We start from the raw sequence: 24019 nt of genomic DNA, 5'->3' as shown, positions 1-24019 counted from the left end.
ATAGGATTTGTTGTAACGCTTTGCCTGTTTTTTGAGTTTCTCTTCGATTTCCCGCTCAACTTTAGCCAGGCGTTTCATGCCGTATTTGGCTTGTTTAAAGCGGTTGTTGGTGCTTTTTTGCGGGGTGAGTAGCCGCAACCGGGCTGCTTTGAGTATGCGGTAAATCGTTACTCTGCTGACACGGTATTGTTGTGCCAACGAAGTTACACTGATTTTGTCTTGTGTATAAGCGCGCCAAATGGCCTGGCGGTTATGCGGGGTTAGCCGGGTATTTTTATGGATGTTCATGCAGTATTGTCTTTCAAATACTGTAAACAACGCTAGCTTTTCCTACATTTCAGACGGCCTGAAACCCCTGTCGCTATAATCCATTACATCTTAATTTTCTTCTTTCAATGATGGTTCCCAGCACATCCGGCGCATCCCACTCCAAACCTTTGCAATATTCTACAAACTCAAATATATCCAACCGCCTGTCTCCCGTTTCCACCTTACCCACAAACGAATGAATCACATTCAATCTATCGGCCAAAGCACGTTGCGACAAACCCAGTTCCAGCCGGCGTTGGATTAGGATTTGCCGCAGATACATATGTTCCGCAGAATAAATGGATAGGCGCAGGTTTGTCATGCACCGATTTTAGGTACAAGCAGTTTTGCACCCGTTTCGGGTGCATTTTCGTTTTTAGCTATCATGCCCTCATCTGCTCAAAATACCCAAATCAGTTATGAAGACACAATATCTTTTACTGCTGACCGCCACTCTACCGCTATACGCCTTTGCCGACCTTCCCTTAAGCTTAGAAGACATACTGACCGACAAAGGCAAACTCAAACTTGATGCTTCGATCAGCTACATTAACAGCGAAAGCAGCCAATCCGAGCTTGCCGCCCCCGTGTTTATCCAAACCGGGCCGGCATCGTTTATCCCCGTACCCACCGAACTCAATCAAACAAACAAAAACAGCGATATGCTGGCAGGCACCCTCGGCCTGCGTTACGGCCTCACGGGCAATACCGATCTTTACGGCAATGCAAGCTGGTTGTGGCGCGAAGAACGCTCTTTCGACAGCGAAAGCCAAACAAGCAGCCGCAACCGTAACAAACACCTTTCGGATGTATCGATCGGCATCAGCCATACCTTTTTAAAAGACGAAAAAAATCCAGCCCTGATCGGTTTTGCCGAAGCTGCCGTTTATGAAAAATCACGCGGCAAAGCCTCATCGGGCAAATCGTGGCTTATCGGTGCAACCACCTATAAAGCCATTGATCCGGTTGTACTTTCCCTCACTGCCGCTTACCGCTTAAACCGCAACAAAACCCTTTCAGACGGCCAAAAATCCAAAGCAGGCAACTACTGGCTGCTTAACCCCAACATTTCATTTGCCGCCAACGACCGGATCAGCCTCACAGGCGGCATCCAATGGCTTGGCGCACAACCCGACCGCCTAGACGGCAAGAAGGAATCCGCAAGGAGCACTTCAACCTATGCCCATTTCGGCGCGGGTTACGGCTTTTCCAAATCCACCTCGCTAAACGCATCGGCACGTTTCAACATTTCAGGGCAAAGCAGTTCCGAACTGAAACTGGGCGTGCAGCATACGTTTTAACGGGGTGTTTTTCCAACCGTTGTAACGTAAACTAAGGAGTAATAAAATGAAAAAACAGATGACCGCCGTAATGATGATGCTGGCCATGGCTGCTACACCCGTCTTGGCTCAAAACCCGGCACAAGGAGCATTTGAGACGCGGGTGTTCCATACCGAAGCGGGTAATCCTATGCAGTTGGCCGAACTTTCCGCCCAGGAAATGAAGGAAACGGAAGGGGCGGCCGCACCGTTAGTTGCTATCGGCTTAATGGCTGGTGGTCGTTTTATTGCACAACGCTGGGTAACACAAACAGTTGCTAGAAATATGGTTAGAAGTGCGGGAAATAATGCGCTTCGCACAGGAAATAATCGTGTATGGGGTGTAATGGCAAACAGCCGCAGTCAAGCGCGAACAATTGCTGGTAACAGCCGCATTCGTGAGTTCCATGCAGGTAGTGGCAATCGTTATACTCATTACCATACCAATCCGAGAAATGGCTCGCATGTTTGGTATGGTAAACCTCGTTAATTAAATTGAGTAAGCGTAGAGTGAGTTCAAAAACTTCGCCCTACGCTTACCAAAACATTTACTCATTTTTTGGAGAAACAATGTCTTTTGGCTATCTTGTGATGATAAAGAAACCTTGCCCCGAATTAACCAAAATTCGAGAAGGAGCTTTTTCGCTCGTGAAAATACAAGATGGTTGGTATGTTTATTTTAGATTTTGCGAGGGAGATTTTTATACAATCCGGAAAGGAGAAAAGGAATCGGAAATAACGGGAACAGGTGTTGAATTTTTAAAGTCCATATATCGGATAAATGAAGAAAATTTTATTTTTTCTGATGTGCTCTTGCAAAATCGGGAAGGGGAATCTGAATTTGTTGAATTTTCTTTGAAGCAAATTAAAAACGGAAATGTTTCTGCTTTTCATATTGGAAGCGATTTGAAATTTGTTTTACGGCAATGCTATTTAATTGGAATATCAAAAGTTACAGCAAAAGGCAAATATGAAACCCAAAACAAAAACCTGGAAAACCGAATATAACGGTATGGATATTATCGTTAAAAACAGCTGGGATTTTGATCACATATCTGAAGAAATCCATATTAACGGCAAACGGGTTTATCTCAGAGAAGCCCCTATAAGGGATATTTCTTTGCAATCCGCTACCGGGCTTCATTTCGATTGGACGGAAAACGGCACTGAAATTACCGTTAAAGTCGGTAGTGCATGGCATTTGTGTGGGGTGGCTTGCCAAATTTTGATTAACGGAAAATATTATTATGGGAATCGTGTTGTTCTGTTTGCCAAAAAAATACACTAAGCAGGTATAGACAGGAAGTGAAAAAAGGAGATGGATATTTGATTACCCCCTTTTTTCGAAAGAGAATATGTCTGATTTAATAGCTGCTATTTTAGGATATTTATCTTCGAAATATAGTCAGAAGAAGATAAGTAAATTTACCCTGTCTCTAATTGCAGGAGGATTATTTTTTATAGGGTATTTCATCGTAGAAATATTGGGGCAGATAAATCGTGGGGGGAAGGCCTCTTCTATTTTTATGATCGACTTGGGCAAAGATTTAATTTTATTTTCAACCTCATTATTTTTTCTTTGCTATATCTTTTTGCTGGTTGCCGAAGAAATAGAGAAATGGAGAAAAAAAGATAAATAATATTTGGGATTTTTCATCTGGCAAGCGTAGGTATTATCTTTATTCCCGGTGCTGCAATGGGTAAACATCAAAGATAAGCTATGGAAGATAATCTGATATTTTATTTGTTAGCGGGGTTGCTCGGTAATGAAATAGCCCGCTGCCTGCTTAAAAATAAACGGAAAATAAAAATCCCTTTTTTCCTGCTCTATGCCGTCTGTTTTAGTGTTATTTACAGTTTGGCAGTGATTTTTATGTCTGTAATATATTTTATCAACGGAACGGAAATTGCTTGGAAAGGTATAGGTATTTTCAGCATTTCGGTAAGTTTCTGCATTGCTTTATCTATGTTTGTTTTAGATAAGGTTAGAAAATAATTATCAGATCACTGATTCCTTCTACCCAAAACCAATCCGAAGAAAGGGGCTTTGCCCCTTTTTTTAAATAAAGGGCAAGTTATGAAAATCAAAAATCAAATCATTGAATTGATTTCTGAAAAAATAGATGGGAATCAGTATTCATCCTTAGAAAGCTTTGCTTTATTTGTTTTGCAGCAAAAAATATTAGCCGGCTCAGCTTCACCAGAGGAAAGGCAATTGCTTATTAATGATAGATTTCTTGCTTGGTTAGAAAGCATCTATTTAGCTGCCTGAGCGATTATTTTCCAAGCATAGCCCTTCTATCGTTGCAAAAAAATAAAAAATCGTAGGAAAAGAAACAGTAATATGGGAAACCTTTTTATGACCGGATACATTGCGGGAAAATATTTTCCTCCGCTGTTTTTGGCTGCCTGCCTGCTTTCAGGCAACCTTTCCGCCGCTCCCTTGTTCAACGACAATCCGATCGCCTATAGCAAAATCAAGGTTCAAAGCTGGAAAGAAAGGCGTGATTTCAATATTGTGAAGCAGGATTTGGACTACTCCTGCGGTGCGGCTTCGGTGGCGACGCTGCTGAATAATTTCTACGGTCGGAAACTGACCGAAGAAGAAGTGCTGAAAAAACTGGATAAGGAACAGATGCGTGCTTCGTTTGAGGATATGCAGCGTGTTATGCCGGATTTAGGTTTCGAAGCAAAAGGCTATGCCTTGTCGTTCGAGCAGCTCACGCAATTGAAAATCCCCGTTATCGTGTATCTGAAATATCGGAAAGACGATCATTTTTCGGTATTGCGCGGTATTTCCAAAGATACCGTTTTGCTGGCCGATCCGTCGCTCGGGCATATTTCGATGGGTAGAGAACAGTTTTTAAAGGCATGGCAAACGCGCGATGGAAAGCTGTCGGGCAAGGTTCTGGCGGTGCTGCCCCAAGCTGCGGATATTCAGGCGGATAAGGCTTTTTTCACCCGCAACCCGCAGCGGCAGACTGCGTTGGCGGTGGAATTGGTGAAACGGCAGCAACTTTACTATTGAATGTGAACATGGTGCATTTACTGCCGCCAAAAGATCTCAGGCCGTCTGAAACCTTTCAGACGGCCTGTTTCCTGCTTTCAAAAAATCAAACCGTTAACGCCGGCGCACCACCTGCCACGCCCTGCCCAAATAGGCCACGCTGGCAAAGCCGCTCCAAACGTGCACCATGCGGGTAAACGGGAAGATTAAGAAAAACGTCATGCCCATGAAAACGTGCAGTTTGAACAGGATATTGGCGTCGGCAATATAACTGGCCGCTTCGCCGCGGAAGGTGACGATGTGCTGCGCCCATTTCATCAGCTGCACCATTTCATGGCCGTCGGTGTGGCCGAGGCTCACGAAGATGGTGGACAAGCCCAACAGCAGGGTGATCAGAATCCAGATTAGCACCAGTTTGTCGCGCCAGGTGCTGTTGGCGGCGAGGCGGTCGCTCTGGAAGCGGCGGCGGATTAAGATAATCAAACCGGCCAGCGTGATCAGGCCGAACACGCCGCCGGCCACGATGGCCACCATCTGTTTGGCGCTGTGGCTCACGCCGATGGCTTCCCAAAACCACAAAGGCGTGAGCAGGCCGACCAAATGGCCGCCGAAAATCGCCAAAATGCCGGTGTGAAACAGAATATTGCCCAAACGCAGCTGGCCGCGGTAGATCAGCTGGCTGGAATCGCTCTTCCACGAATACTGTTCGCGCTCGAAGCGCACGAGGCTGCCGAACAGGAAAACGGAAAGACAGATATAGGGATAGATGCCGAAGAAGAATTGGTTAAACGTATTCATAATCCTGCTCCTTTTTGCGCCGCGTAGGCGTTCTTAGGATAAAACTGTACGGTTTCGACGGCCGGTTTCAGCAGCGGCTCGGTGCCGGAGATATCGGGGCCGAAGGTTTCCATCGCTTCGTCCATATCGCGCACCGGCGGCTCGACCAAGGGCTGCGGCGGCACGGGGCTGAGCGCGGCAATGCCTTGCAGCAACACGGCATAGGGCGAGCCGCTGTTTTCGAGTTTGCCGCCGATGTGGGCAATCACGTGCACCGCGTCGCCCAGCAGCTTTTGCGCGTGTTCGGCAGGCACTTGGGCGAAATATTCCAGCAACACCGGCAGATAGTCGGGCAGCTCTTCATCGCCCAGCTCGAAGCCGCGGCTGCGGTATTCCTCGAGCAGATCCACCATCGCGCTGCCACGGTCGCGGTCTTCGCCGTAAACATGCTCGAAAAGATACAGCGCATGGTTGCGGTTGCGGTCGAACGTGGCCACGTATTGTTCCTGCAATTCGCGCAGGCTGCGGCTTTGCAGATAATCGAGAAAACTTTTCAGACGGCCTTGTTGCGCGTTTAACTCGGGCCATTCGTTTAAGGCCGTCTGAAACTCGGGCAGGGCTTCGATCAAATCGGCTTCGGGGTAGCACAGCAGCGCCGAAAACCATTGGTAAACGGGGTTGGCATTCATCAGCGTACCCCTTCTTCGCGGTTTTTCTCGGCGTCTTTGCGCAGGCCGTGGAAAATAATCGGCGTGCCTTTGCGTTTGCCGAACAGGCTCTCGTTGCTTTCGCCGCCCGAGCAGCCGTTGCCGAAAGTGAAGCCGCAGCTTGCTTTGTCGTCGAAGCTGTTTTCCACCATTTCTTTATGCGAAGTGGGGATCACGAAGCGGTCTTCATAATTGGCAATCGCCATGATTTGATACATTTCCTCCACCATCGCGGGCGTGAGGCCGGTGCCTTGCAGCGTTTGTTCCAAAGTTTCGCCGTGCACCACCTGGCCGCGTTTGAAGCGGCGCATGGCAATCATGCGCTCCAGCGCGAATTTGATCGGCTCCACTTTGCCGGCGGTGAGCAGGTTGGCCAGATAGCGCAGCGGAATGCGCATTTCGTCCACGCTCGGGATAATGCCGTTGTCGCCCACCAGGCCGTTTTCAATGGCCGACTGAATCGGCGATAAGGGCGGGATGTACCACACCATCGGCAGCGTGCGGTATTCGGGGTGCAGCGGGAAGGCCACTTTCCATTCCATCGCCATTTTGTAAACCGGCGATTTTTTGGCCGCATCAATCCAGCTTTGGCTGATGCCCTGCTTCAGGGCTTCGCGCTCCACTTCGGGGTCGTTGGGGTTGAGGAACAGCCCCAATTGCTGTTCGTATAAATCCTGCGGGTTTTCCACCGATGCCGCCTGCTCGATTTTGTCGGCGTCATACAGCAGCACGCCCAGATAGCGGATGCGCCCCACGCAAGTTTCCGAGCACACCGTCGGCTGGCCGCCCTCGATGCGCGGATAGCAAAAGGTGCATTTTTCGGCTTTGCCACTCGTCCAGTTGTAATAGATTTTTTTATACGGGCAGCCGGAAACGCACATCCGCCAGCCGCGGCATTTGTCTTGATCGATCAGCACGATGCCGTCGTCTTCGCGCTTGTAGATGCTGCCGGAGGGGCAGGAGGCGATACAGGTGGGGTTTAAGCAGTGCTCGCACAGGCGCGGCAGATACATCATGAACGTCTGCTCAAACGCCGCGTGCATTTCTTTCTGAATGCCTTCAAACAAAACGTCTTTGGCGCGCTTTTCAAACTCACCGGCCAAATCGTCTTCCCAGTTCGGCCCCCATTCCACCTTGTCCATTTTCTTGCCGGTGAGCACCGAAACCGGCCGCGCCGTCGGCGGCGTGGGCATCTGCGGCGCGTTTTGCAGGTGTTCGTAGTCGTAGGTGAACGGCTCGTAATAATCGTCAATCTGCGGCATATTCGGGTTGGCGAAAATATTCGCCAGAATCTTCAGCTTGCCGCCCTGCTTGGGCACGAGCTTGCCGTCGGGCTTGCGCACCCATCCGCCGTTCCATTTTTCCTGGTCTTCCCAGTTTTTCGGAAAACCGATGCCCGGCTTGGTTTCCACATTGTTAAACCACGCATATTCCACCCCGTCGCGCGAAGTCCACACGTTTTTGCAGGTAACGGAGCAGGTGTGGCAGCCGATGCATTTGTCCAAGTTCAGAACCATGCCGACTTGTGCCCTGATTTTCATGATGTGTTCCTTTCGGTTTACCGGTTTCGGACGGCCTGTTTTCGAATGAGCGGAAAAACTTAGTTTTGTTGCAAGGCGCAACAACACCGTGGCGGAAATAACGTTTTTCTGCGATAAGGCCGTCTGAAAGCAGTTTGTTCAGCGGTAGCGGTAGCTTTATTTCAAACTTTTTTACAGATAAAAGCTTAGTGGAGGGCGGGCAAGAAAAATATGCGCCGAAAGCGCAAAACCCGGGGGAAAAGTGAGGGGGAGCAGATAGCTGAAAAGACGGGGCGGGATAGTTCTTTGGGAGTAGTGGCGGGAATTTTGGAAATGTTTGCACAAACAGGTTGGAGCAACGCCTGCAATGCCTTGAAAAGATATCTCTTCTGAAATTGACTTTCAACACAAGGCAGCAAGCCTAGTATTGGAAATGCCTAGTGTATTGAAACTTAAACGAAAAAACGTTTTTTGAGGTCAAAACCGTGCATTTAAGGAGAAAGCGCAGCAAAGTTGGGCATCCTGCAAGTATCTTAGCTTAACAAATCCGCCCCGCTACCCAATGCAGCAGGCGTGGATTTTTAACCCGAAATATTGCTTTTGCATTAAATCCCTTCTAGCGCAAACGCCGCCCCGTTTCGGCATCGATAATCCGGCTCGGTGCTTTTTCAGCGCCGATACGCCCGCCGATCACCCGCACGCGGCGGCCGAACAACCGCCGCGCTTCGCGCTCGGTTTTACACGGCCTGCCGCCCGAGCGGTTGCAAGACGTGGAAACCAGCGGCGTGCCTAACGCCTTGCACAACTGCCGTGCGCCCGTATGCGCGGGCACCCGTACCGCAAGTTTGCTGCGTCCGCGGCCCCGTAACAGTGGCGGCAGGCGGCGGCAAGGCAGCAGAAACGTGGTGGGCGCAGGCCATTCGTTTTCCAGCATGGCCATAGTGCTTTCAGACGGCCTGTCCAACAGATTGCGCAACTGCGCCAAACTGCTGCCAATCACAATCATGCCTTTGTTTTGCGGTCGTTTTTTCAAACGAACCAATTTATCCAACGCCCGAATATGGCGCGGCAGGCAGCCGATGCCGTAACAGGATTCGGTGGGATACGCCACCAAACCACCCTTTTTAAGATGGGCAGACAATCCCGCGCGGGCAGCCGCCGGGAGGGCGCGGGTGGTTTTCATAACAGGCGGCGTGGTTTTGTTTTTCATTTATTATCAAATTGTTGCATGAAAATAATTTTAAGAGACCTTTGCAAAAAAGCCGTTTTAATCTTAAATGTATGATATTTCGTCATACTCGGGCTTGACCCGAGTATCTCTTTTTCTTCTAAAACAAAAAGATGCTCGGGTCAAGCCCGAGCATGACGCAAGTGTTTTAAAGTGCCTAAACAAATTTTGCAAAGGTCTCTTTAAATGATTACTCACTATATGGCGGAAAATCGCTAAAAAGGCCGTCTGAAACCGTTTCAGACAGCCTGAAATCATATCAAGCAACACTTAACGGTTAACCGCCTTATCGGCGATATCCGTGCGATATTGCATGCCGTTAAAGCGGATTTTCTCCAAAGCCTGATAGGCCCGTGCTTTGGCTGCGGCCACACCGTCGCCCAAACCGACCACGCACAATACGCGGCCGCCGTTGGTGAGGATTTCGCCCGCTGCGCCGGCGGCGGTGCCGGCATGAAACACTTTGCCGATTCGGTCTGCTTCTTGCAAGCCGTTGATAACGTCGCCTTTTTTCGGCGTTTCGGGGTAGTTTTCCGCCGCCAGCACCACGCCGACTGCGGTTTGCGGGTTCCATTCGGCGGTTACGGCATCCAACCTGCCGTCGATGGCGGCGGCCACCAAATCCGACAAATCGCTGTCGAGGCGGCTCATAATCGGCTGGGTTTCGGGGTCGCCGAAGCGGCAGTTGAATTCGATGGTGTAGGGCGCACCGCCGGCATCGATCATCAGGCCGGCGTATAAAAATCCGGTAAACTCATGGCCTTCCGCCTTCATGCCCCGCACGGTGGGCAGAATGATTTCGTTCATGGCGCGCTCGTACACGGCGGGCGTAACCACCGGCGCGGGGCTGTATGCACCCATACCGCCGGTGTTGGGGCCGTTATCGCCGTCGAGCAGGCGTTTGTGGTCTTGGCTGGTGGCCATCGGCAGCACGTGTTCGCCGTCCACCATCACGATAAAGCTGGCCTCTTCGCCCTGTAAAAAGTCTTCAATCACCACGCGTGCGCCGGCATTGCCCATTTTGTTGCCCAAGAGCATATCGTCGACGGCGGCATGCGCTTCATCAGCAGTCATCGCCACAATCACGCCTTTGCCCGCCGCCAAGCCATCGGCCTTAATCACAATCGGCGCGCCTTTTTGGTTGAGGTATTCGTGGGCTTTTTCTGCGTTATCAAAGGTTTGGTATTGCGCGGTGGGAATGCCGTGTTTGGCCATAAAGGCTTTGGCGAAATCTTTCGAGCTTTCCAGTTGCGCGGCATAGCGGGTGGGGCCGAAAATTTTCAAACCGGCGGCGCGGAAATCGTCCACGATACCGGCGGCCAGCGGCGCTTCGGGGCCGACCAGCGTGAAGGCGATGTTTTCGCGGCGGCAGAAATCAATCAAATCGGCATGGGCGGTAAGGGCCAGATTACGCAGCTTGGGTTCGGTTGCCGTGCCCGCATTGCCGGGGGCAACGAAAACGGTTGCCACTTTGGGCGATTGCGCCAATTTCCAAGCCAGGGCGTGTTCGCGCCCACCGCTGCCGATAACGAGTAATTTCATGATTATTCCTTGATTAAAAACAGGATTTTGAATAGGTTCGAGCATCGGATTATAACCGATTTGAGGCCGCTTCCCCAGCATAAAAACCGGAATCTTTGCCGCCAAAGGCCTTTGAAAAATATCTTACAGGCCGAGACCTTGGCAAAAATACGTTTTAATTCTGAATTTATTTATGTTTCGTCATACCCGGGCTTGACCCGGGTATCTGTTATTTCTTTTGAAACAAAAAGATACTCGGGTCAAACCCGAGCATGACGCAGAGGTTTTAAGATACCGAAAGGAATTTTGCAAAAGTCTCCGCCCGCCAATATTTTCAGACGGCCTCTTCAAGCAGCACCTCAATCGCGCGCGTCTGCTCCCAAGCAGCCAGGCAGGCGGTGTAATTTGCCAGCGGAATGCTCACCGTTAAGCGGCAGTCGAGCTGCAAATCCTGCGCCACCACTTCCGCCTGATGCTGTTTGGCGATTCGGATGGCATCGTTCAGATGTGGGTAGCCGCAGCGCAGCCAAACGGTTTTTTCAATGTTTTTTTCTAATTTTTCAGCCAGTTGCAACGCTTCGGCGGTGGCGGTTTTATAAGCATGAATCAAGCCCGGCACGCCCAACAGCGTGCCGCCGAAATAGCGCACCACCACAACCAACACATCGGTCAGCCCCGCCGAATCAATCTGCCCCAGAATCGGGCGGCCGGCGCTGCCAGAAGGTTCGCCGTCGTCGTTAGCACGGAAAGTGTTGCCGTCGGTACCCAAACGGTAGGCATAGCACCAATGGCGGGCCTTGTGGTGTGCCTCGCGCAGGGCATCAACATGTTTTTTGACGGCCTCGGCGGTTTTCACGGGATAAGCGAAGGCGATAAAGCGGCTGCCTTTGTCTTTGAATTCGGCCTGCACCGGCGCCGCGATGGTGTGGTAAACCGTGGCGTTCATGTTTACACCGCCTCTGCCGCCCGCCGCACCGCCGCCAACAGCGCATCAACGTCTTCTTCGCGCGTATCGAAACTGCACACGAAACGCGATGTGCCTTGTGCGTCCCAATCATAAAAATAAGTATGCTCGCGCACCTTATCCGCCGCGCCTTGCGGCAGTTTCACAAACACGGCATTCGCTTCGGTGGGGTAAACCAATTCCACGCCGCCAATGGCTTGCAGGCCGTCTGAAAGTCTTTTCGCCATCTCATTGGCCTGTTGTGCCGTCTCTCGCCACAAATCCCCCTCCAACAGCGCAATAAACTGCGCCGAAATAAAACGCATTTTGGAAGCCAGTTGCAAATTGAGTTTGCGCAGATATTTGAGGCCGTCTGAAACTTTATCAGGGTTTAAAACCACCACACACTCACCGAGTAACAGGCCGTTTTTGGTGCCGCCGAACGAGAGGATATCTACCCCCGCATCCGTGGTGATTTCGCGCAGCGGCACACCCAGCGCGGCGGCGGCATTGGCCAGGCGCGCGCCGTCCATATGCAGTGCCACGCCGTGTTGGCGGCAAAACGCGCCGATAGTGCGGATTTCCTGCGGCGTATAGACCGTACCCAGCTCGGTGCTTTGCGTGATACTGGCCGCCAACGGCTGGGCGCGGTGCTCGAAACCGTAACCGTATGCCTCACGAGCAATAAGCTCAGGCGTGAGCTTGCCGTTTTCCGCCGCAACCGTCCACAGCTTAAAGCCGCCCACCGCTTGCGGCGCGGTGCTTTCGTCTGCATTGATGTGCGCCGTTTCGGCACACACCACCGCGCCCCAGCGCGGCAGGCAAGCCTGCAAAGCCAACACGTTCGCGCCCGTGCCGTTAAACACCGGAAACGCTTCGGCCCGCTCGCCGAAATGCCGCTTTACCAGCGTTTGCAGATGTGCGGTATAAGGATCGTTGCCATACGCGCCCACATGGCCGCCGTTGGCCGCCGCGAGCGCGGCAAGAATTTCGGGATGTACCCCGGAATAATTGTCGGAAGCGAAAGTATGCGAGCGGGGATTGTGCAGCGGGGTCATAATCGTGCTTTCATGGGACATAGAGATTAAAGGCCGTCTGAAACCTTTTCAGACGGCCTGTTTCGTTGGAGCGGATTTTAACAGATTATCTAAGACGATGCCCCTGACCGGAAATCCGGCCAGGGGCTCATACATTTCTGTATTTTACGTCGCGGCACATCTTTTCAGACGGCCTTATTGTAGCAACGGCTCTCATCTCGTAGTGCGACAATGGTTTGAATTATAAATTCGACCCATATAACTGTCAAATATTTATTTGTTATGTTAATTAGTGTTATTATTTTGCTTGTTTGTTAACAGCTTTATTTGCAAAGGGAAAAAAATGAAAGCAACTACTCACAGATATATTCTTGGTTTGGATCTGGGCATTGCTTCGGTTGGTTGGGCGTTGGTGTTGGTGGATGAAAACGAACACCCCATCGGCCTGCTGGATTGCGGAGTGCGTACGTTTGAGAAAGGAGAAACAAATAAAGGAGAGCCATTGAATAAAATTAGGCGGGAAAAACGCAGTATCCGTCGTCTGCTTGATCACCGTCAGGAAAGATTGTGGAAATTACGACAATTACTCAAAGAACAAAAACTATTAACAGCAGAAAATTTTCCATCCGATAAAAGTATTAAAGGGGTATTGAAAAATATCCCGATTGAAGCGTGGCAACTGCGTGCTGCGGGTCTAGACAGAAAGCTGGCAGAAAAAGAATGGGCGGCGGTGCTGCTGCATTTGGTTAAGCATCGCGGTTATCTGTCGCAGCGTAAACACCAAGATATGCATGATGCACAATTGCTTTTGGAAAAAGAAAAAGCAAAAGAAGATAAGAAAAAGAAAGCCAATGAAACAGTCAATACGGATGTAAAGAGTCAAGATGAGAAAGAAGGTGTGCTTAAAGGTATTGCCTATACAGGAGAATTATTAGAAAAAGGCCATAATGGACAACAATTCAGAACAGCCGCAGAGGTGGGACTTTGGTTTGCAGAAAAAGATAATCGTATTCGCAATACCACTAAATTTTATCGTCACACCTTCAACCGCTTGGATTTGCAAAAAGAACTGCATTTATTGTTTACTCGGCAGCGTGCATTCGGCAACCCGTTTGCTTCAGTCGAATTGGAGGCGGAAGTAGATGATTTGCTGATGACGCAGCGTAGCGCTTTACAGGGTGAGGCGGTGTTGAAAATGCTGGGTAAATGTACGTTTGAGCCGTCTGAATACAAAGCCGCGAAAAACACCTATAGTGCGGAACGTTTTATCTGGCTGACCAAGCTCAACAATCTGCGCATTCTGCACAACGGCGAAGAACGGGCGCTAAACGAACATGAGCGGAAACTGCTATTGGACGAGCCTTATAAGGACAAGAAAACCAAACTCACTTACGCACAAGTACGCAAAATATTGGGGCTGCCTGAAAGCGCAGTATTCAAAGGGCTGCGCTACGGTAAAGATTCAGACGGCCTGAAAGCCGAAAGCGGCGCGCTGATGGAAATGAAGGCCTATCACAAAATCCGCACGGTTTTAGAAAAAGCGGGCTTGAAAGGCGAATGGGAAAACCGTATCCGCAATCCCGAAGTGATTGATGCGATAGGTACGGCGTTTTCACTTTATAAAACCGACAACGACATTCAGACAGCCTTGGCCGGTTTGGCATTGCCTAAGCCGGTGTTGGATGCTTTATTGAAAGGTTTGAGCTTTGATAAATTTATCGAATTATCTTTACCGGCATTGGCCAAAATTCTGCCGTTAATGGAACAGGGATTGCGCTATGACGAAGCCTGCACCCAAGTTTATGGTAGCCATTATGGTACAAAAACACACGATATCCGCAATCCTGTGGTGCTCCGCACGCTCACACAGGCACGCAAGGTGATTAACGCTATTATCCGCCGCTACGGTTCACCGCTGCGCGTACATATCGAAACGGCACGCGAATTGGGCAAATCTAAGCAAGAGAGAGACAAACAGGATAAGCAAAACAAAGATAATAAAAATGAAAAAGATCGTTTAGCGGAAGATATCCGCCAGTATTTTGGTTTCGATCCCAAACCTAAAGACATTTTGAAATTACGGCTATATGAACAGCAACATGGAAAATGCTTGTATTCCAAATTAAAAGAGCAAACAGGAGAATGCCTCTATACTGGTAATGTAATCGAATTATCGAGATTATTTGAAGACGGTTATGTTGAAATCGACCATGTCTTACCATTCAGCAGAACATGGGACGACAGTCTGAACAATAAAGTTCTTGTATTAAAATCATCCAATCAAAACAAAGGCAATAAAACACCATACGAATGGCTGGATGGCGCGAGTAATAGCCGACAATGGCGCGAATTTCAGGCTAGAGTTCAAAGCTGTCAATTTTCTCATACAAAAAAACAGCACATTCAGACGGCTAAATTAGACAAATCAGTCGAAAGCAGATTTTTAAAACGTAATCTAAATGATACCCGCTATATTACTAGTTTTCTGTGTGAATTTATTAAAGACCGTTTAAAACTAGCAGATGAAATTAGTCCAAAGGATACGCAAGAAAAAAATAGCGAACAACCCTATTGGGAAGAAGCTGAAAAGCAACGTGTCTTTGCCCCCAATGGCAGAATGATTGCCATGCTGCGCGGTTTATGGGGCTTGCGCAAAGTGCGTGAAGAAAACGACCGCCATCACGCCTTAGACGCTGTTGTCGTGGCGTGCTCCACCGTATCGATGCAGCAAAAAATCACCCAGGCCATGCAACGGCGTGAATCGCTGGAAATAGTGGATACGGAAACCGGCGAGGTCAAACAGCGTATTCCGCAACCGTGGAATTTTTTCCGGCAGGAAGTGATGATTCGTGTATTCAGCGACAATCCGCGTGAAGAACTGGCGGAAAAGCTCGATGCTCGTCCGCAGGCGTTACACGAATACGTTACCCCGCTGTTTGTTTCACGCGCGCCGAACCGCAAGATGACCGGACAAGGGCACTTGGAAACCATTAAATCTGCCAAACGCCTGTCTGAAAATATCAGCGTGGTTAAAAAACTGCTTACTTCTTTGAAAACCAAAGATATTGAAAAAATCGTCGGCTATCCGAACCGTGAACCAGCCCTGTATGCCGCATTACAAGAACGGCTGGCCGCATACAACGGTGATCCTGTCAAAGCCTTTGCCGAGAAGTTTTATAAGCCGGCAAAGGGCGGCGGACAAGGTGCGGTGGTTAAGGCTGTGAGGGTGGAAGATGTGCAGAAAACCGGTGTAATGGTGCGCAAAGACAGCAACGGTATTGCCCAAGGCATTGCCGATAACGCGACAATGGTGCGGGTGGATGTGTTCGGCAAAGGTGGGAAAAATTATTTGGTGCCGGTTTATGCTTGGCAGGTGGCTAAGGGAATTTTACCGAATCGGGCTGTAGTGGCTTATGCTGATGAATCAGATTGGGATGAGATGGATGAAAGTTATGCTTTTAAGTTTTCGCTTTATCCGAATGATTTGGTAGAAGTTGTAAGTAAAAAAGAGCGAATTTTCGGTTATTACAATGGATTAGACAGAGCTACTGGTGCAATTGGGATTAAGGAGCACGACTCGGGAAAATCCGAAGGAAAGGCAGGATTGCATCGTGTCGGTGTCAAAACCGTCTTATCTTTCCAAAAATACCAAACCGACCCTTTAGGCAAGGAAATCCGTCTGTGTAAACCCGAACAACGTCCTACCTTAAAAATCAAAAAATAAAACAATCAACAGGCTACCTGAAGCTGTTTTAGGTAGCCTGCTTTTTATCAAGGAGAATGTCCGATGACCTGGCGTAGCATTCTGATCAGCAAACCTGCCCGCCTGTCGTTACAACAAAACCATTTGCTGATTCAACAAGACGACATTATTCCCGTGCCGTTGGAAGACATTGCCGTGATTGTGGTCGAAGCACGCGAAGTAGTACTTACCGCCCCGCTTTTATCAGCACTGGCACAATACGGTGTAACCCTACTCACCTGCGATGAACAGTTTCTACCCTGCGGGCAATGGCTGCCGTTCGCCCAATATCACCGCAGCCTGAAAATCCTGAAATACCAGATGGAAATGACTCTGCCGCATAAAAAACAACTTTGGCAGCAGATTGTCAAACAGAAAATCCGCAATCAGGCTTGGCTGCTGGATTATAGCGGGCACGATATCGCCGCAGGCCGTCTGAACGCATTGGCCGACGGCGTTAAATCCGGTGATAAAGACTTTGCCGAAAGTCAGGCAGCCGCACTGTATTTCCGCGTACTCTTCGGCGACCAGTTCGCCCGCAGCCACGACAACGCCGTCAATGCCTGTCTGAATTACGGTTACAGTATCGTGCGTTCCGCCGTTTCCCGAGCTTTGGTTCAATATGGCTTTTTACCCGCACTAGGGCTACAACACCGCAGTGAATTAAATGCATTCAATCTGGCCGATGACTTTATCGAACCTTACCGCCCGCTGGTAGATTTACTGGTATGGGAAAGCCGGCTTGCAGACGAACTGCCAGGCATACTTACGCCGAAAATCAAACAAAAGTTAGTGTCGCTGCTGCATTGCCAAATCAAACTCGATGGTCGCAGTTACTCTCTCTTGGCAGCAATTGATCGTACCGTTCAATCTTTTCAGGCAGCACTAACCGGCAACTCAAAAGACTTGAAACTACCCGAGATGCTTCCTTTAAAGGTACAAGATTATGAGTGAGGCCAAATTTATGCGCTTAATCGTATTTTTCGACCTACCTGTGACCACCGCAGAAAAACGCAAAGCCGCCAACCAATTCCGGCAATTTCTGCAAAAAGACGGTTATCAAATGCTGCAATTATCCGTTTACTCCCGCATCGTACGCGGCCGTGATGCGTTGCAGAAACACCACAATCGATTGAAAGCACACCTGCCCGAAGAAGGCCAAGTACGCTATTTAGAGGTAACTGAAAAGCAATTTGCAGGCATGATTATGCTCATAGGCGAACCCAGACCTCGTGAAAAAAAGGTGAATTCCGACCAATTATTACTGTTTTAGCGTGGTTTTTAAAACGGTAAAAAAGCCTGAAACCCTTATCAAATAAGGATTTCAGGCTTAAGTATTGTAGCACTACGAGATGAGAGAGGAAGCTACAACACTGAACCTGCGGCCTCACTCCCGCCAAGTATTGTAGCACTACGAGATGAGAGAGGAAGCTACAACGTGCATAACGCGCTTCCTTTCTATATATATATTGTAGCACTACGAGATGAGAGAGGAAGCTACAACTTCCTGCGTTTTCTATGCTTCCCTATGGTTATTGTAGCACTACGAGATGAGAGAGGAAGCTACAACTAGTTATGGGCGGTTATGGTCGGTTTCTTGATTGTAGCACTACGAGATGAGAGAGGAAGCTACAACCGAGAACCAGAGCGGGAAGAACCGAGGGGAATTGTAGCACTACGAGATGAGAGAGGAAGCTACAACTTACAAAGGCAGCTTGCGCCCAACGATAGCATTGTAGCACTACGAGATGAGAGAGGAAGCTACAACTCAGCAGTCATGCTTAATTGCTCCTGTTTTATTGTAGCACTACGAGATGAGAGAGGAAGCTACAACGAAACCCTGCGTTTTAACTGCGTAACCCAAATTGTAGCACTACGAGATGAGAGAGGAAGCTACAACCCCGCGGCCAAACTGTAATCAGTCAAAAATATTGTAGCACTACGAGATGAGAGAGGAAGCTACAACCTGCATAACGTGATTGACGAACTGATTAACATTGTAGCACTACGAGATGAGAGAGGAAGCTACAACCCTCGCAGTAGGCGGCCACCGATTCGGACAATTGTAGCACTACGAGATGAGAGAGGAAGCTACAACATAAATCGGAGCCTATCTTAAACACATACAATTGTAGCACTACGAGATGAGAGAGGAAGCTACAACGGGAGCCGAATACGGCCCCGCCAAACGCTGATTGTAGCACTACGAGATGAGAGAGGAAGCTACAACAACAGATTGACGACACGACTAACTTTTTCAATTGTAGCACTACGAGATGAGAGAGGAAGCTACAACGCGCAGTGCATAGGCAAGGGATTCCTCAAGATTGTAGCACTACGAGATGAGAGAGGAAGCTACAACCTGCATAACGTGATTGACGAACTGATTAACATTGTAGCACTACGAGATGAGAGAGGAAGCTACAACAGATTTATTAGCCTCGTCATAGACTTTAAAATTGTAGCACTACGAGATGAGAGAGGAAGCTACAACGGGCAATCTTGAGGATGGGGTTGTCGTTGAATTGTAGCACTACGAGATGAGAGAGGAAGCTACAACCCAGCCAACTGTGTTACCACGTCCGTTATCATTGTAGCACTACGAGATGAGAGAGGAAGCTACAACCTGCGGGGCGAGCTAATAAATCGCCAGAGCATTGTAGCACTACGAGATGAGAGAGGAAGCTACAACCCGGTATCAACATGGCGGCAGAATGTGTAGATTGTAGCACTACGAGATGAGAGAGGAAGCTACAACCGATAATACGGTTGTGCCGTTTGTGGTTATATTGTAGCACTACGAGATGAGAGAGGAAGCTACAACCAGCCGCCAAGCCGTCGCCGAGCGGGCGGGATTGTAGCACTACGAGATGAGAGAGGAAGCTACAACAAGTCAAGGCTGCTTATGAGCAATGCGGGCATTGTAGCACTACGAGATGAGAGAGGAAGCTACAACATTTTGCACTATGTTATCGGACGTCCCTTCATTGTAGCACTACGAGATGAGAGAGGAAGCTACAACAGGGCAAACATGGTATCCATCACGTTGCAGATTGTAGCACTACGAGATGAGAGAGGAAGCTACAACTGGCCAGCAGGTTGAGATAATCGGCCTCCCATTGTAGCACTACGAGATGAGAGAGGAAGCTACAACTGAGCCGACGGAACAGGAGTTAGCGTAATGATTGTAGCACTACGAGATGAGAGAGGAAGCTAAAGTCAGTTGTTGTTGCGCCATCTGAAACTCATAATTGCAGTATTACCAGATGAAAATTTTGTATACCAACTTGATTTCAATAAAAGCCGAGCATCTATTAACAACGGATGCTCGGCTTTTACAATAACATCTGAAATATATTGTTTCACGTGAAACGTTCAGCTTTTCAAGGCTGCGGTTAATTGCGGCACGATGTCGAACAGGTCGCCGACAATACCGTAATCGGATACGCTGAAAATAGGAGCATCCGGGTCTTTGTTTATCGCTACGATTACTTTGCTGTCCTGCATGCCGGCGGTGTGCTGGATGGCGCCGGAAATGCCGATGGCAAAATAGAGTTGCGGGGCGACCACTTTGCCGGTTTGGCCTACTTGGGCATCGTTCGGGGCATATTCGGCATCGACGGCGGCGCGGGATGCACCGATGGCGGCGCCGAAAATATCGGCCAACGGCATGAGCAGGGCATTGAACTGTTCGGCGCTGCCCAGCGCGCGCCCGCCGGCCACTACCACTTTGGCTTGGGTGAGTTCGGGGCGGTCGGATTGGGTGAGTTCGCGCTTCACAAAACGGCTCAGGTTTTGTGCGGGCGCGGCTTCTACGGTTTGTATTTGGGCATTGCCGCCGTTTTCCGCCGCATCAAATGAGGTGGCGCGGAAAGTGAGCACCAGTTTCGGCGCATCGCTCTGCACGGTTTCAAAGGCATTGCCCGCATAAATAGGCCGGATAAATGTTTTATTATCAACCACTTCGGTTAAATCGGAAATCTGCGGCGCATCGAGCAGGGCGGCGATGCGGGGAAGCAGGTTTTTACCGAAAGCGGTGGCGGTGGCGCCGATATACCGGTAATCTCCGGCCAGTTTTACGACCATCGGGGTAATTTCTTCGGCAAGCGCTTCGCCGTAATAAGGGACATCTGCCAGCAAAACTTTAGTTACACCATTGATTTGACTGGAAGATTCGGCTACTGCGGCAGCATTGCTGCCGGCCACCAGAATATGCACTTCACCGAGTTTGGCGGCAGCGGTAACGGCGTGCAGGGTGGCGGGGTTTAACTGTTGGTTATCGTGTTCTGCAATAATTAAAACGCTCATGTCTCACCCCTTCTCAAATAACTTTGGCTTCGTTTTTCAATTTTTCAACCAGTTCGGCAACGCTGCCTACTTTGATGCCGGCTTGGCGCGGCTTAGGCTCGGCCACTTTCACGACGTTGGTTTTCGGACTGATGTCCACACCCAAATCGGCCGGCGTGGTTTTTTCGAGCGGCTTTTTCTTGGCTGCCATAATATTGGGCAGTTTTACGAAACGCGGCTCGTTCAAACGCAAATCGGCGCTGATTACGGCGGGCAGTTTCAAAGCCAGTGTTTCTTCACCGCCGTCCACTTCGCGGGTAACCAGCACTTCACTGTTTTCCAGCGCCACTTTGCAGGCAAACGTGCCTTGTGCGGCGCCGAGCAGGGCGGCCAGCATTTGCGCGGTTTGGTTGGCATCGTCGTCGATGGCCTGTTTGCCCAGCAATAAAAGCTGCGGCGCTTCTTTGTCGGCAACGGCTTTCAGCAGTTTGGCTACCGCCAATGGCTCCAGTTTGGCATCGGTTTCCACATGAACGGCACGGTCGGCACCCATTGCCAAAGCGGTACGCAGGGTTTCTTCGCTTTTTTTACCGCCCAGCGACACAGCCACGATTTCGCTGATTTTGCCCGCTTCTTTCAAGCGCACGGCTTCTTCTACGGCCACTTCGTCAAACGGGTTCATCGACATTTTGACATTGTCGATATCCACATCCGAACCGTCGGCTTTTACGCGGACTTTAACGTTGTAATCCACCACTCGTTTTACGGCAACCAGTGCTTTCATAAACTCTCCTTGAGCCGGGCTTCCGGCAGTAATCGGTTAAACGGTTTTTGCAGAAAAAACAAAATGCCCGTTCTGCAAAAACGGCTCGCACCGCCAAACGGAATAGGGATTATACCCGAATTAAAGTAATTGCTCTCAAGCATTTATATGATGTATGGCAAATATCGGGGAACTACACAGGCCATCTGAAAACGGCATGATGGTAGCCCTGCTTTCATTTTTCAGACGGCCTCGGATTTGGCCCGAATACATGATAACAAGCTCTGATACACATCTTCCGCATCAGGAATCTGCGCCACATTGCCGAGATTCACCGCCCACGGCGAAACCTGTACGCCGGTTTTGGCCGGGTCGGTATCGGTATAAATGCCGACAACAGGCGTATCCAGCGCATTAGCAAGGTGCAGCAGGCCGGTATCCACACCAATCACGCCGGCGGCATTATCGAGCAGGAAAGCGGCCTGCAACAGGTTCAACTTGTCGCACACGCGGGCAAACGGCAGTTTGGCGGCGATGTTTTCCGCCCGCAGTTTTTCCGTTTCATTACCCCACGGCAGGTAAACGGGGCTGCCGCTGCCATCATACAGCTTTTGCAATAAGTTGAGCCAACAATCCTGCGGCCACAGTTTGCTGTCGCGGCTGGTGGCGTGCAGGGCAACGTAATAATGCTCTGGCAGATTGTTCAAACGGCCTTCCGGCGGCACCGCCAAACCGAAACGCTGCTCGGCGGGCATTTCGTAGCCGAACGCCTGTGCAAACAAAGCACGGTTGCGCCAAACGGCGTTTCTGCCCTTAGGCACGGCATAAGTTTGGTTATAGGTTAGCGCCGCCCAGCGTTCGCGTGCACTGTTGAAATCCAAGCCTTTCACGGGCGCATTGGCAGTTTTCGCAAACAGCGCGCTCTTCATCAACCCTTGACTGTCTAACACAAAATCGAATTGCTGCCGTTGCAAAACGTTTTTCAAACGGCCTATTTCGTGCCATGTTTCCGCCCGGTTCAATTGTTTGCGCCATTGCCGCCAGCGCATCGCGTGCACTTCTTTCACAAACGGATGCAGACGGGCGATGTCGGCAAAACCCGCTTCGCTCAACCAATGCAGTTCCACATCAGGGCGCATACGCGATAAATCGCTCACCGCAGGCAGTGTGTGAATTAAATCGCCCATGCTCGAGAGCCTTACCAACAGTATTTTCATTGCGCCAAATCCGTCAATAACCGCTATGTTTCACGTGAAACACAATCAACCTATTGATTTTTAATATAATCTGAAATCGCATCGGCGTTTTCCAACACCACCGCGCCGGCATCTATCATTTCGTTCCATGCCGTTTCCACGGTTTCAGGCGCGATGCCCCGGCATGCTGCCGCATTCACGACCACTTTCCAGCCGCCGCCTTTCAAAAGCTGCAAAACCGTTGTTTTTACACAATAATCCGTGGCCAAGCCGCCCACAATAATGATTTCTGCCCCTTTGCTGCGCAACCATTCGAGCAGCCCCGTGCTGAGCTTTTCACCGATGTCGTGAAAACAGGCGCCGTAAGGGTGGAACTCGGGATCGACGCCTTTCCATACGCAATAATCGTATTCTTTGGCCGACGGCAGGCCGTCGAGCAGCTCGTAACCCCTGCTGCCCACAATCGCGTGGGAAACCCAAGTAACATCGGCTTCGGGCAGACCGGTGGGCTTGAGCATATCGGCCGCATCCGCCACCAGCCATTTGGCTGCGGGGCTATGCGCGTCTTTTGTCATCACCCGCAAGTCCGCCAATGCAGCCTGCGCGTTCAGCTCCGCCACAATCGTATCGCCTTCAACCACCGGCAGCTCGTTCGGGCATAACGGCGAAAAGGTTTTCTGGGCATCAACGTCTATCGACACTATCATAAAACAGGCTCTCGGTTTTCAGCAGCCGCCATTATAGCAAAGGCCGTCTGAAACCGATAACGGTGTTATGATGCGCCTTTCCAACGGCTTTTCAGACGGCCTTATGCAACACACCATTACCCCCATCGCCACCGTGCATTCCCCCTACAAGCAAAAATTCGGCGTTGCCCGCCAGCCCGGCCTCGTGCCCGCCGCCGAAGTGTGCATTGAGCTTGAGCCGGCTTTTTCCGCCGACAGCGTGCGCGGGTTGGAAAATTTCGATTATGTGTGGATCAGTTTTATTTTCCACGACGTTTTAAACGAAGGCTGGTCACCGCTGGTGCGGCCGCCGCGCTTGGGCGGCAAACAGAAAATGGGCGTGTTTGCCACCCGCAGCCCGCACCGGCCCAACCATCTCGGCCTGTCGCTGCTGAAGCTCGAACGCATCGAAACCGCCCGCCCCGTGCGCCTGTATTGCAGCGGTGCCGACCTGCTCGACGGCACCCCCGTCGTCGATATCAAGCCCTATATTCCGTTTGTGGAAGCCAAACCCGATGCCGCAGGCGGTTTCGCCGCCGCCAAGCCAAACGAATTGTCGGTAAGCTGGCAGCCCGGCTGCGGTGCGGAGCATCTCACCCAGGCCGAGCGCGACTTAATCGGTCAAAGCATCGCCCAAGACCCGCGCCCCGCCTATCAGGATATTCCCGAGCGGGTGTATGCAATGGATATTTCGGCATACGGTGTAAAGTTTCAAATCAACGGCAACAACGCCGTGGTGCTGGCGGTAGAAAAGCACGATGCGGAATAAATCTACAACAAATTGATTCGTTTGAACTTTAACCTAATCAGGCCTGAGACCTTTGCAAAAAATAGCCGGATATGACTCTCTTCATACCCGGCTGCTTCGTATCTGAATTTCCGATTAAAAAACATTAAATCTCTGCCTATTTCCCCTCTAAAATCCCCTATTTCAAGGG

24 protein-coding genes, 1 pseudogene and 1 CRISPR repeat array are annotated in these 24019 nt (G+C 50.0%); of the genes and pseudogenes, 12 read left to right on the top strand and 13 right to left on the bottom strand.

The genetic code is table 11. From position 1 onward, the window contains the following. Positions 1-288: pseudogene (locus NQ012_RS11520) on the bottom strand (leucine zipper domain-containing protein); the annotation flags it as partial. Between the two features lie 73 nt (positions 289-361). Further along, on the bottom strand, positions 362-631 hold the full coding sequence (locus tag NQ012_RS11515; RefSeq protein WP_257067725.1) for a helix-turn-helix domain-containing protein: 270 nt from the start codon (positions 629-631) through the stop codon (positions 362-364). 97 nt (positions 632-728) lie between these two features. Here NQ012_RS11515 and NQ012_RS11510 point away from each other — a divergent pair, with 97 nt between their 5' ends. From NQ012_RS11510 to NQ012_RS11475, 8 genes are all read left to right on the top strand, one after another. Then, on the top strand, positions 729-1610 hold the full coding sequence (locus NQ012_RS11510) for a transporter (protein ID WP_257067723.1): 882 nt from the start codon (positions 729-731) through the stop codon (positions 1608-1610). A 46-nt stretch (positions 1611-1656) separates the two neighbouring features. Further along, complete coding sequence (locus tag NQ012_RS11505) at positions 1657-2118, top strand: hypothetical protein (protein ID WP_257067722.1); 462 nt, start codon at positions 1657-1659, stop codon at positions 2116-2118. Positions 2119-2198: 80 nt separating this feature from the next. Further along, a complete protein-coding gene (locus NQ012_RS11500) occupies positions 2199-2636 on the top strand; it encodes a hypothetical protein (RefSeq protein WP_257067721.1) in 438 nt (145 codons plus the stop codon). A 4-nt stretch (positions 2637-2640) separates the two neighbouring features. Then, entirely contained in the window at positions 2641-2916 is a 276-nt protein-coding gene (locus tag NQ012_RS11495; protein WP_257067720.1) for a hypothetical protein, read from the top strand. A gap of 67 nt (positions 2917-2983) precedes the next feature. Then, positions 2984-3268, top strand: a complete 285-nt coding sequence (locus tag NQ012_RS11490) for a hypothetical protein (protein ID WP_257067719.1) — start codon at positions 2984-2986, stop codon at positions 3266-3268. Between the two features lie 80 nt (positions 3269-3348). Continuing rightward, the gene (locus tag NQ012_RS11485) at positions 3349-3624 is read left to right on the top strand and encodes a hypothetical protein (RefSeq protein WP_257067718.1); all 276 of its coding nucleotides are present in this window, start codon (positions 3349-3351) and stop codon (positions 3622-3624) included. 81 nt (positions 3625-3705) lie between these two features. Further along, positions 3706-3900 carry a hypothetical protein gene (locus NQ012_RS11480; RefSeq protein ID WP_257067717.1) on the top strand — a complete coding sequence of 65 codons (195 nt, stop codon included), beginning with the start codon at positions 3706-3708 and terminating at the stop codon, positions 3898-3900. Positions 3901-3987: 87 nt separating this feature from the next. Continuing rightward, positions 3988-4656 carry a C39 family peptidase gene (locus tag NQ012_RS11475; protein WP_257067716.1) on the top strand — a complete coding sequence of 223 codons (669 nt, stop codon included), beginning with the start codon at positions 3988-3990 and terminating at the stop codon, positions 4654-4656. 93 nt (positions 4657-4749) lie between these two features. On the opposite strand, the gene narI is transcribed toward NQ012_RS11475, so the two are convergent. From narI to NQ012_RS11440, 7 genes are all read right to left on the bottom strand, one after another. Next, positions 4750-5433 carry a respiratory nitrate reductase subunit gamma gene (gene narI, locus NQ012_RS11470; protein WP_257067715.1) on the bottom strand — a complete coding sequence of 228 codons (684 nt, stop codon included), beginning with the start codon at positions 5431-5433 and terminating at the stop codon, positions 4750-4752. Beyond that, positions 5430-6101 carry a nitrate reductase molybdenum cofactor assembly chaperone gene (narJ, locus tag NQ012_RS11465; protein ID WP_257067714.1) on the bottom strand — a complete coding sequence of 224 codons (672 nt, stop codon included), beginning with the start codon at positions 6099-6101 and terminating at the stop codon, positions 5430-5432. The genes narI and narJ overlap by 4 nt, the downstream gene beginning before the upstream one ends. Then, positions 6101-7660, bottom strand: coding sequence for a nitrate reductase subunit beta (gene narH / locus NQ012_RS11460; protein WP_257067713.1), 1560 nt, complete (start codon positions 7658-7660; stop codon positions 6101-6103). The genes narJ and narH overlap by 1 nt, the downstream gene beginning before the upstream one ends. Positions 7661-8255: 595 nt before the next feature. Continuing rightward, complete coding sequence (locus tag NQ012_RS11455) at positions 8256-8849, bottom strand: L-threonylcarbamoyladenylate synthase (protein WP_257067712.1); 594 nt, start codon at positions 8847-8849, stop codon at positions 8256-8258. A 288-nt stretch (positions 8850-9137) separates the two neighbouring features. Beyond that, entirely contained in the window at positions 9138-10409 is a 1272-nt protein-coding gene (gene purD / locus NQ012_RS11450) for a phosphoribosylamine--glycine ligase (RefSeq protein ID WP_257067711.1), read from the bottom strand. 313 nt (positions 10410-10722) lie between these two features. Further along, positions 10723-11334, bottom strand: a complete 612-nt coding sequence (locus NQ012_RS11445) for an IMPACT family protein (RefSeq protein WP_257067710.1) — start codon at positions 11332-11334, stop codon at positions 10723-10725. Between the two features lie 2 nt (positions 11335-11336). Then, positions 11337-12389, bottom strand: a complete 1053-nt coding sequence (locus NQ012_RS11440) for a threonine aldolase family protein (RefSeq protein WP_257067709.1) — start codon at positions 12387-12389, stop codon at positions 11337-11339. Positions 12390-12711: 322 nt separating this feature from the next. Between NQ012_RS11440 and cas9 the strand changes: the two genes are divergently transcribed. From cas9 to cas2, 3 genes are all read left to right on the top strand, one after another. Continuing rightward, positions 12712-16092 carry a type II CRISPR RNA-guided endonuclease Cas9 gene (cas9, locus tag NQ012_RS11435; protein WP_257067708.1) on the top strand — a complete coding sequence of 1127 codons (3381 nt, stop codon included), beginning with the start codon at positions 12712-12714 and terminating at the stop codon, positions 16090-16092. Between the two features lie 63 nt (positions 16093-16155). Further along, positions 16156-17064 carry a type II CRISPR-associated endonuclease Cas1 gene (gene cas1 / locus NQ012_RS11430; RefSeq protein WP_257067707.1) on the top strand — a complete coding sequence of 303 codons (909 nt, stop codon included), beginning with the start codon at positions 16156-16158 and terminating at the stop codon, positions 17062-17064. Further along, positions 17057-17383, top strand: a complete 327-nt coding sequence (gene cas2 / locus NQ012_RS11425) for a CRISPR-associated endonuclease Cas2 (RefSeq protein ID WP_257067706.1) — start codon at positions 17057-17059, stop codon at positions 17381-17383. The genes cas1 and cas2 overlap by 8 nt, the downstream gene beginning before the upstream one ends. Before the next feature lie 63 nt (positions 17384-17446). Further along, positions 17447-19330: direct repeats of the CRISPR family, unit length 36 nt; unit sequence ATTGTAGCACTACGAGATGAGAGAGGAAGCTACAAC. 155 nt (positions 19331-19485) lie between these two features. On the opposite strand, the gene NQ012_RS11420 is transcribed toward cas2, so the two are convergent. From NQ012_RS11420 to NQ012_RS11405, 4 genes are all read right to left on the bottom strand, one after another. Then, positions 19486-20418, bottom strand: a complete 933-nt coding sequence (locus tag NQ012_RS11420; protein WP_257067705.1) for an electron transfer flavoprotein subunit alpha/FixB family protein — start codon at positions 20416-20418, stop codon at positions 19486-19488. Positions 20419-20431: 13 nt separating this feature from the next. Beyond that, positions 20432-21181 (bottom strand): electron transfer flavoprotein subunit beta/FixA family protein, encoded by a 750-nt coding sequence (locus tag NQ012_RS11415; protein ID WP_257067704.1) that lies wholly within the window; start codon positions 21179-21181, stop codon positions 20432-20434. Between the two features lie 221 nt (positions 21182-21402). After that, the gene (gene waaC, locus NQ012_RS11410; protein ID WP_257067703.1) at positions 21403-22377 is read right to left on the bottom strand and encodes a lipopolysaccharide heptosyltransferase I; all 975 of its coding nucleotides are present in this window, start codon (positions 22375-22377) and stop codon (positions 21403-21405) included. A 50-nt stretch (positions 22378-22427) separates the two neighbouring features. After that, a complete protein-coding gene (locus tag NQ012_RS11405) occupies positions 22428-23063 on the bottom strand; it encodes a nicotinamidase (protein WP_085365268.1) in 636 nt (211 codons plus the stop codon). A 103-nt stretch (positions 23064-23166) separates the two neighbouring features. Between NQ012_RS11405 and tsaA the strand changes: the two genes are divergently transcribed. Continuing rightward, entirely contained in the window at positions 23167-23850 is a 684-nt protein-coding gene (tsaA, locus tag NQ012_RS11400) for a tRNA (N6-threonylcarbamoyladenosine(37)-N6)-methyltransferase TrmO (RefSeq protein WP_257067702.1), read from the top strand. Positions 23851-24019: the final 169 nt, after the last annotated feature.

The sequence above is a fragment of the Neisseria dentiae genome, from assembly GCF_024580525.1.
GTDB classification, from domain to species: Bacteria; Pseudomonadota; Gammaproteobacteria; order Burkholderiales; family Neisseriaceae; genus Neisseria; species Neisseria dentiae_A.
Note: the sequence above shows the minus strand (reverse complement) of the source record. Positions and strands in the feature narration are given on the sequence as shown.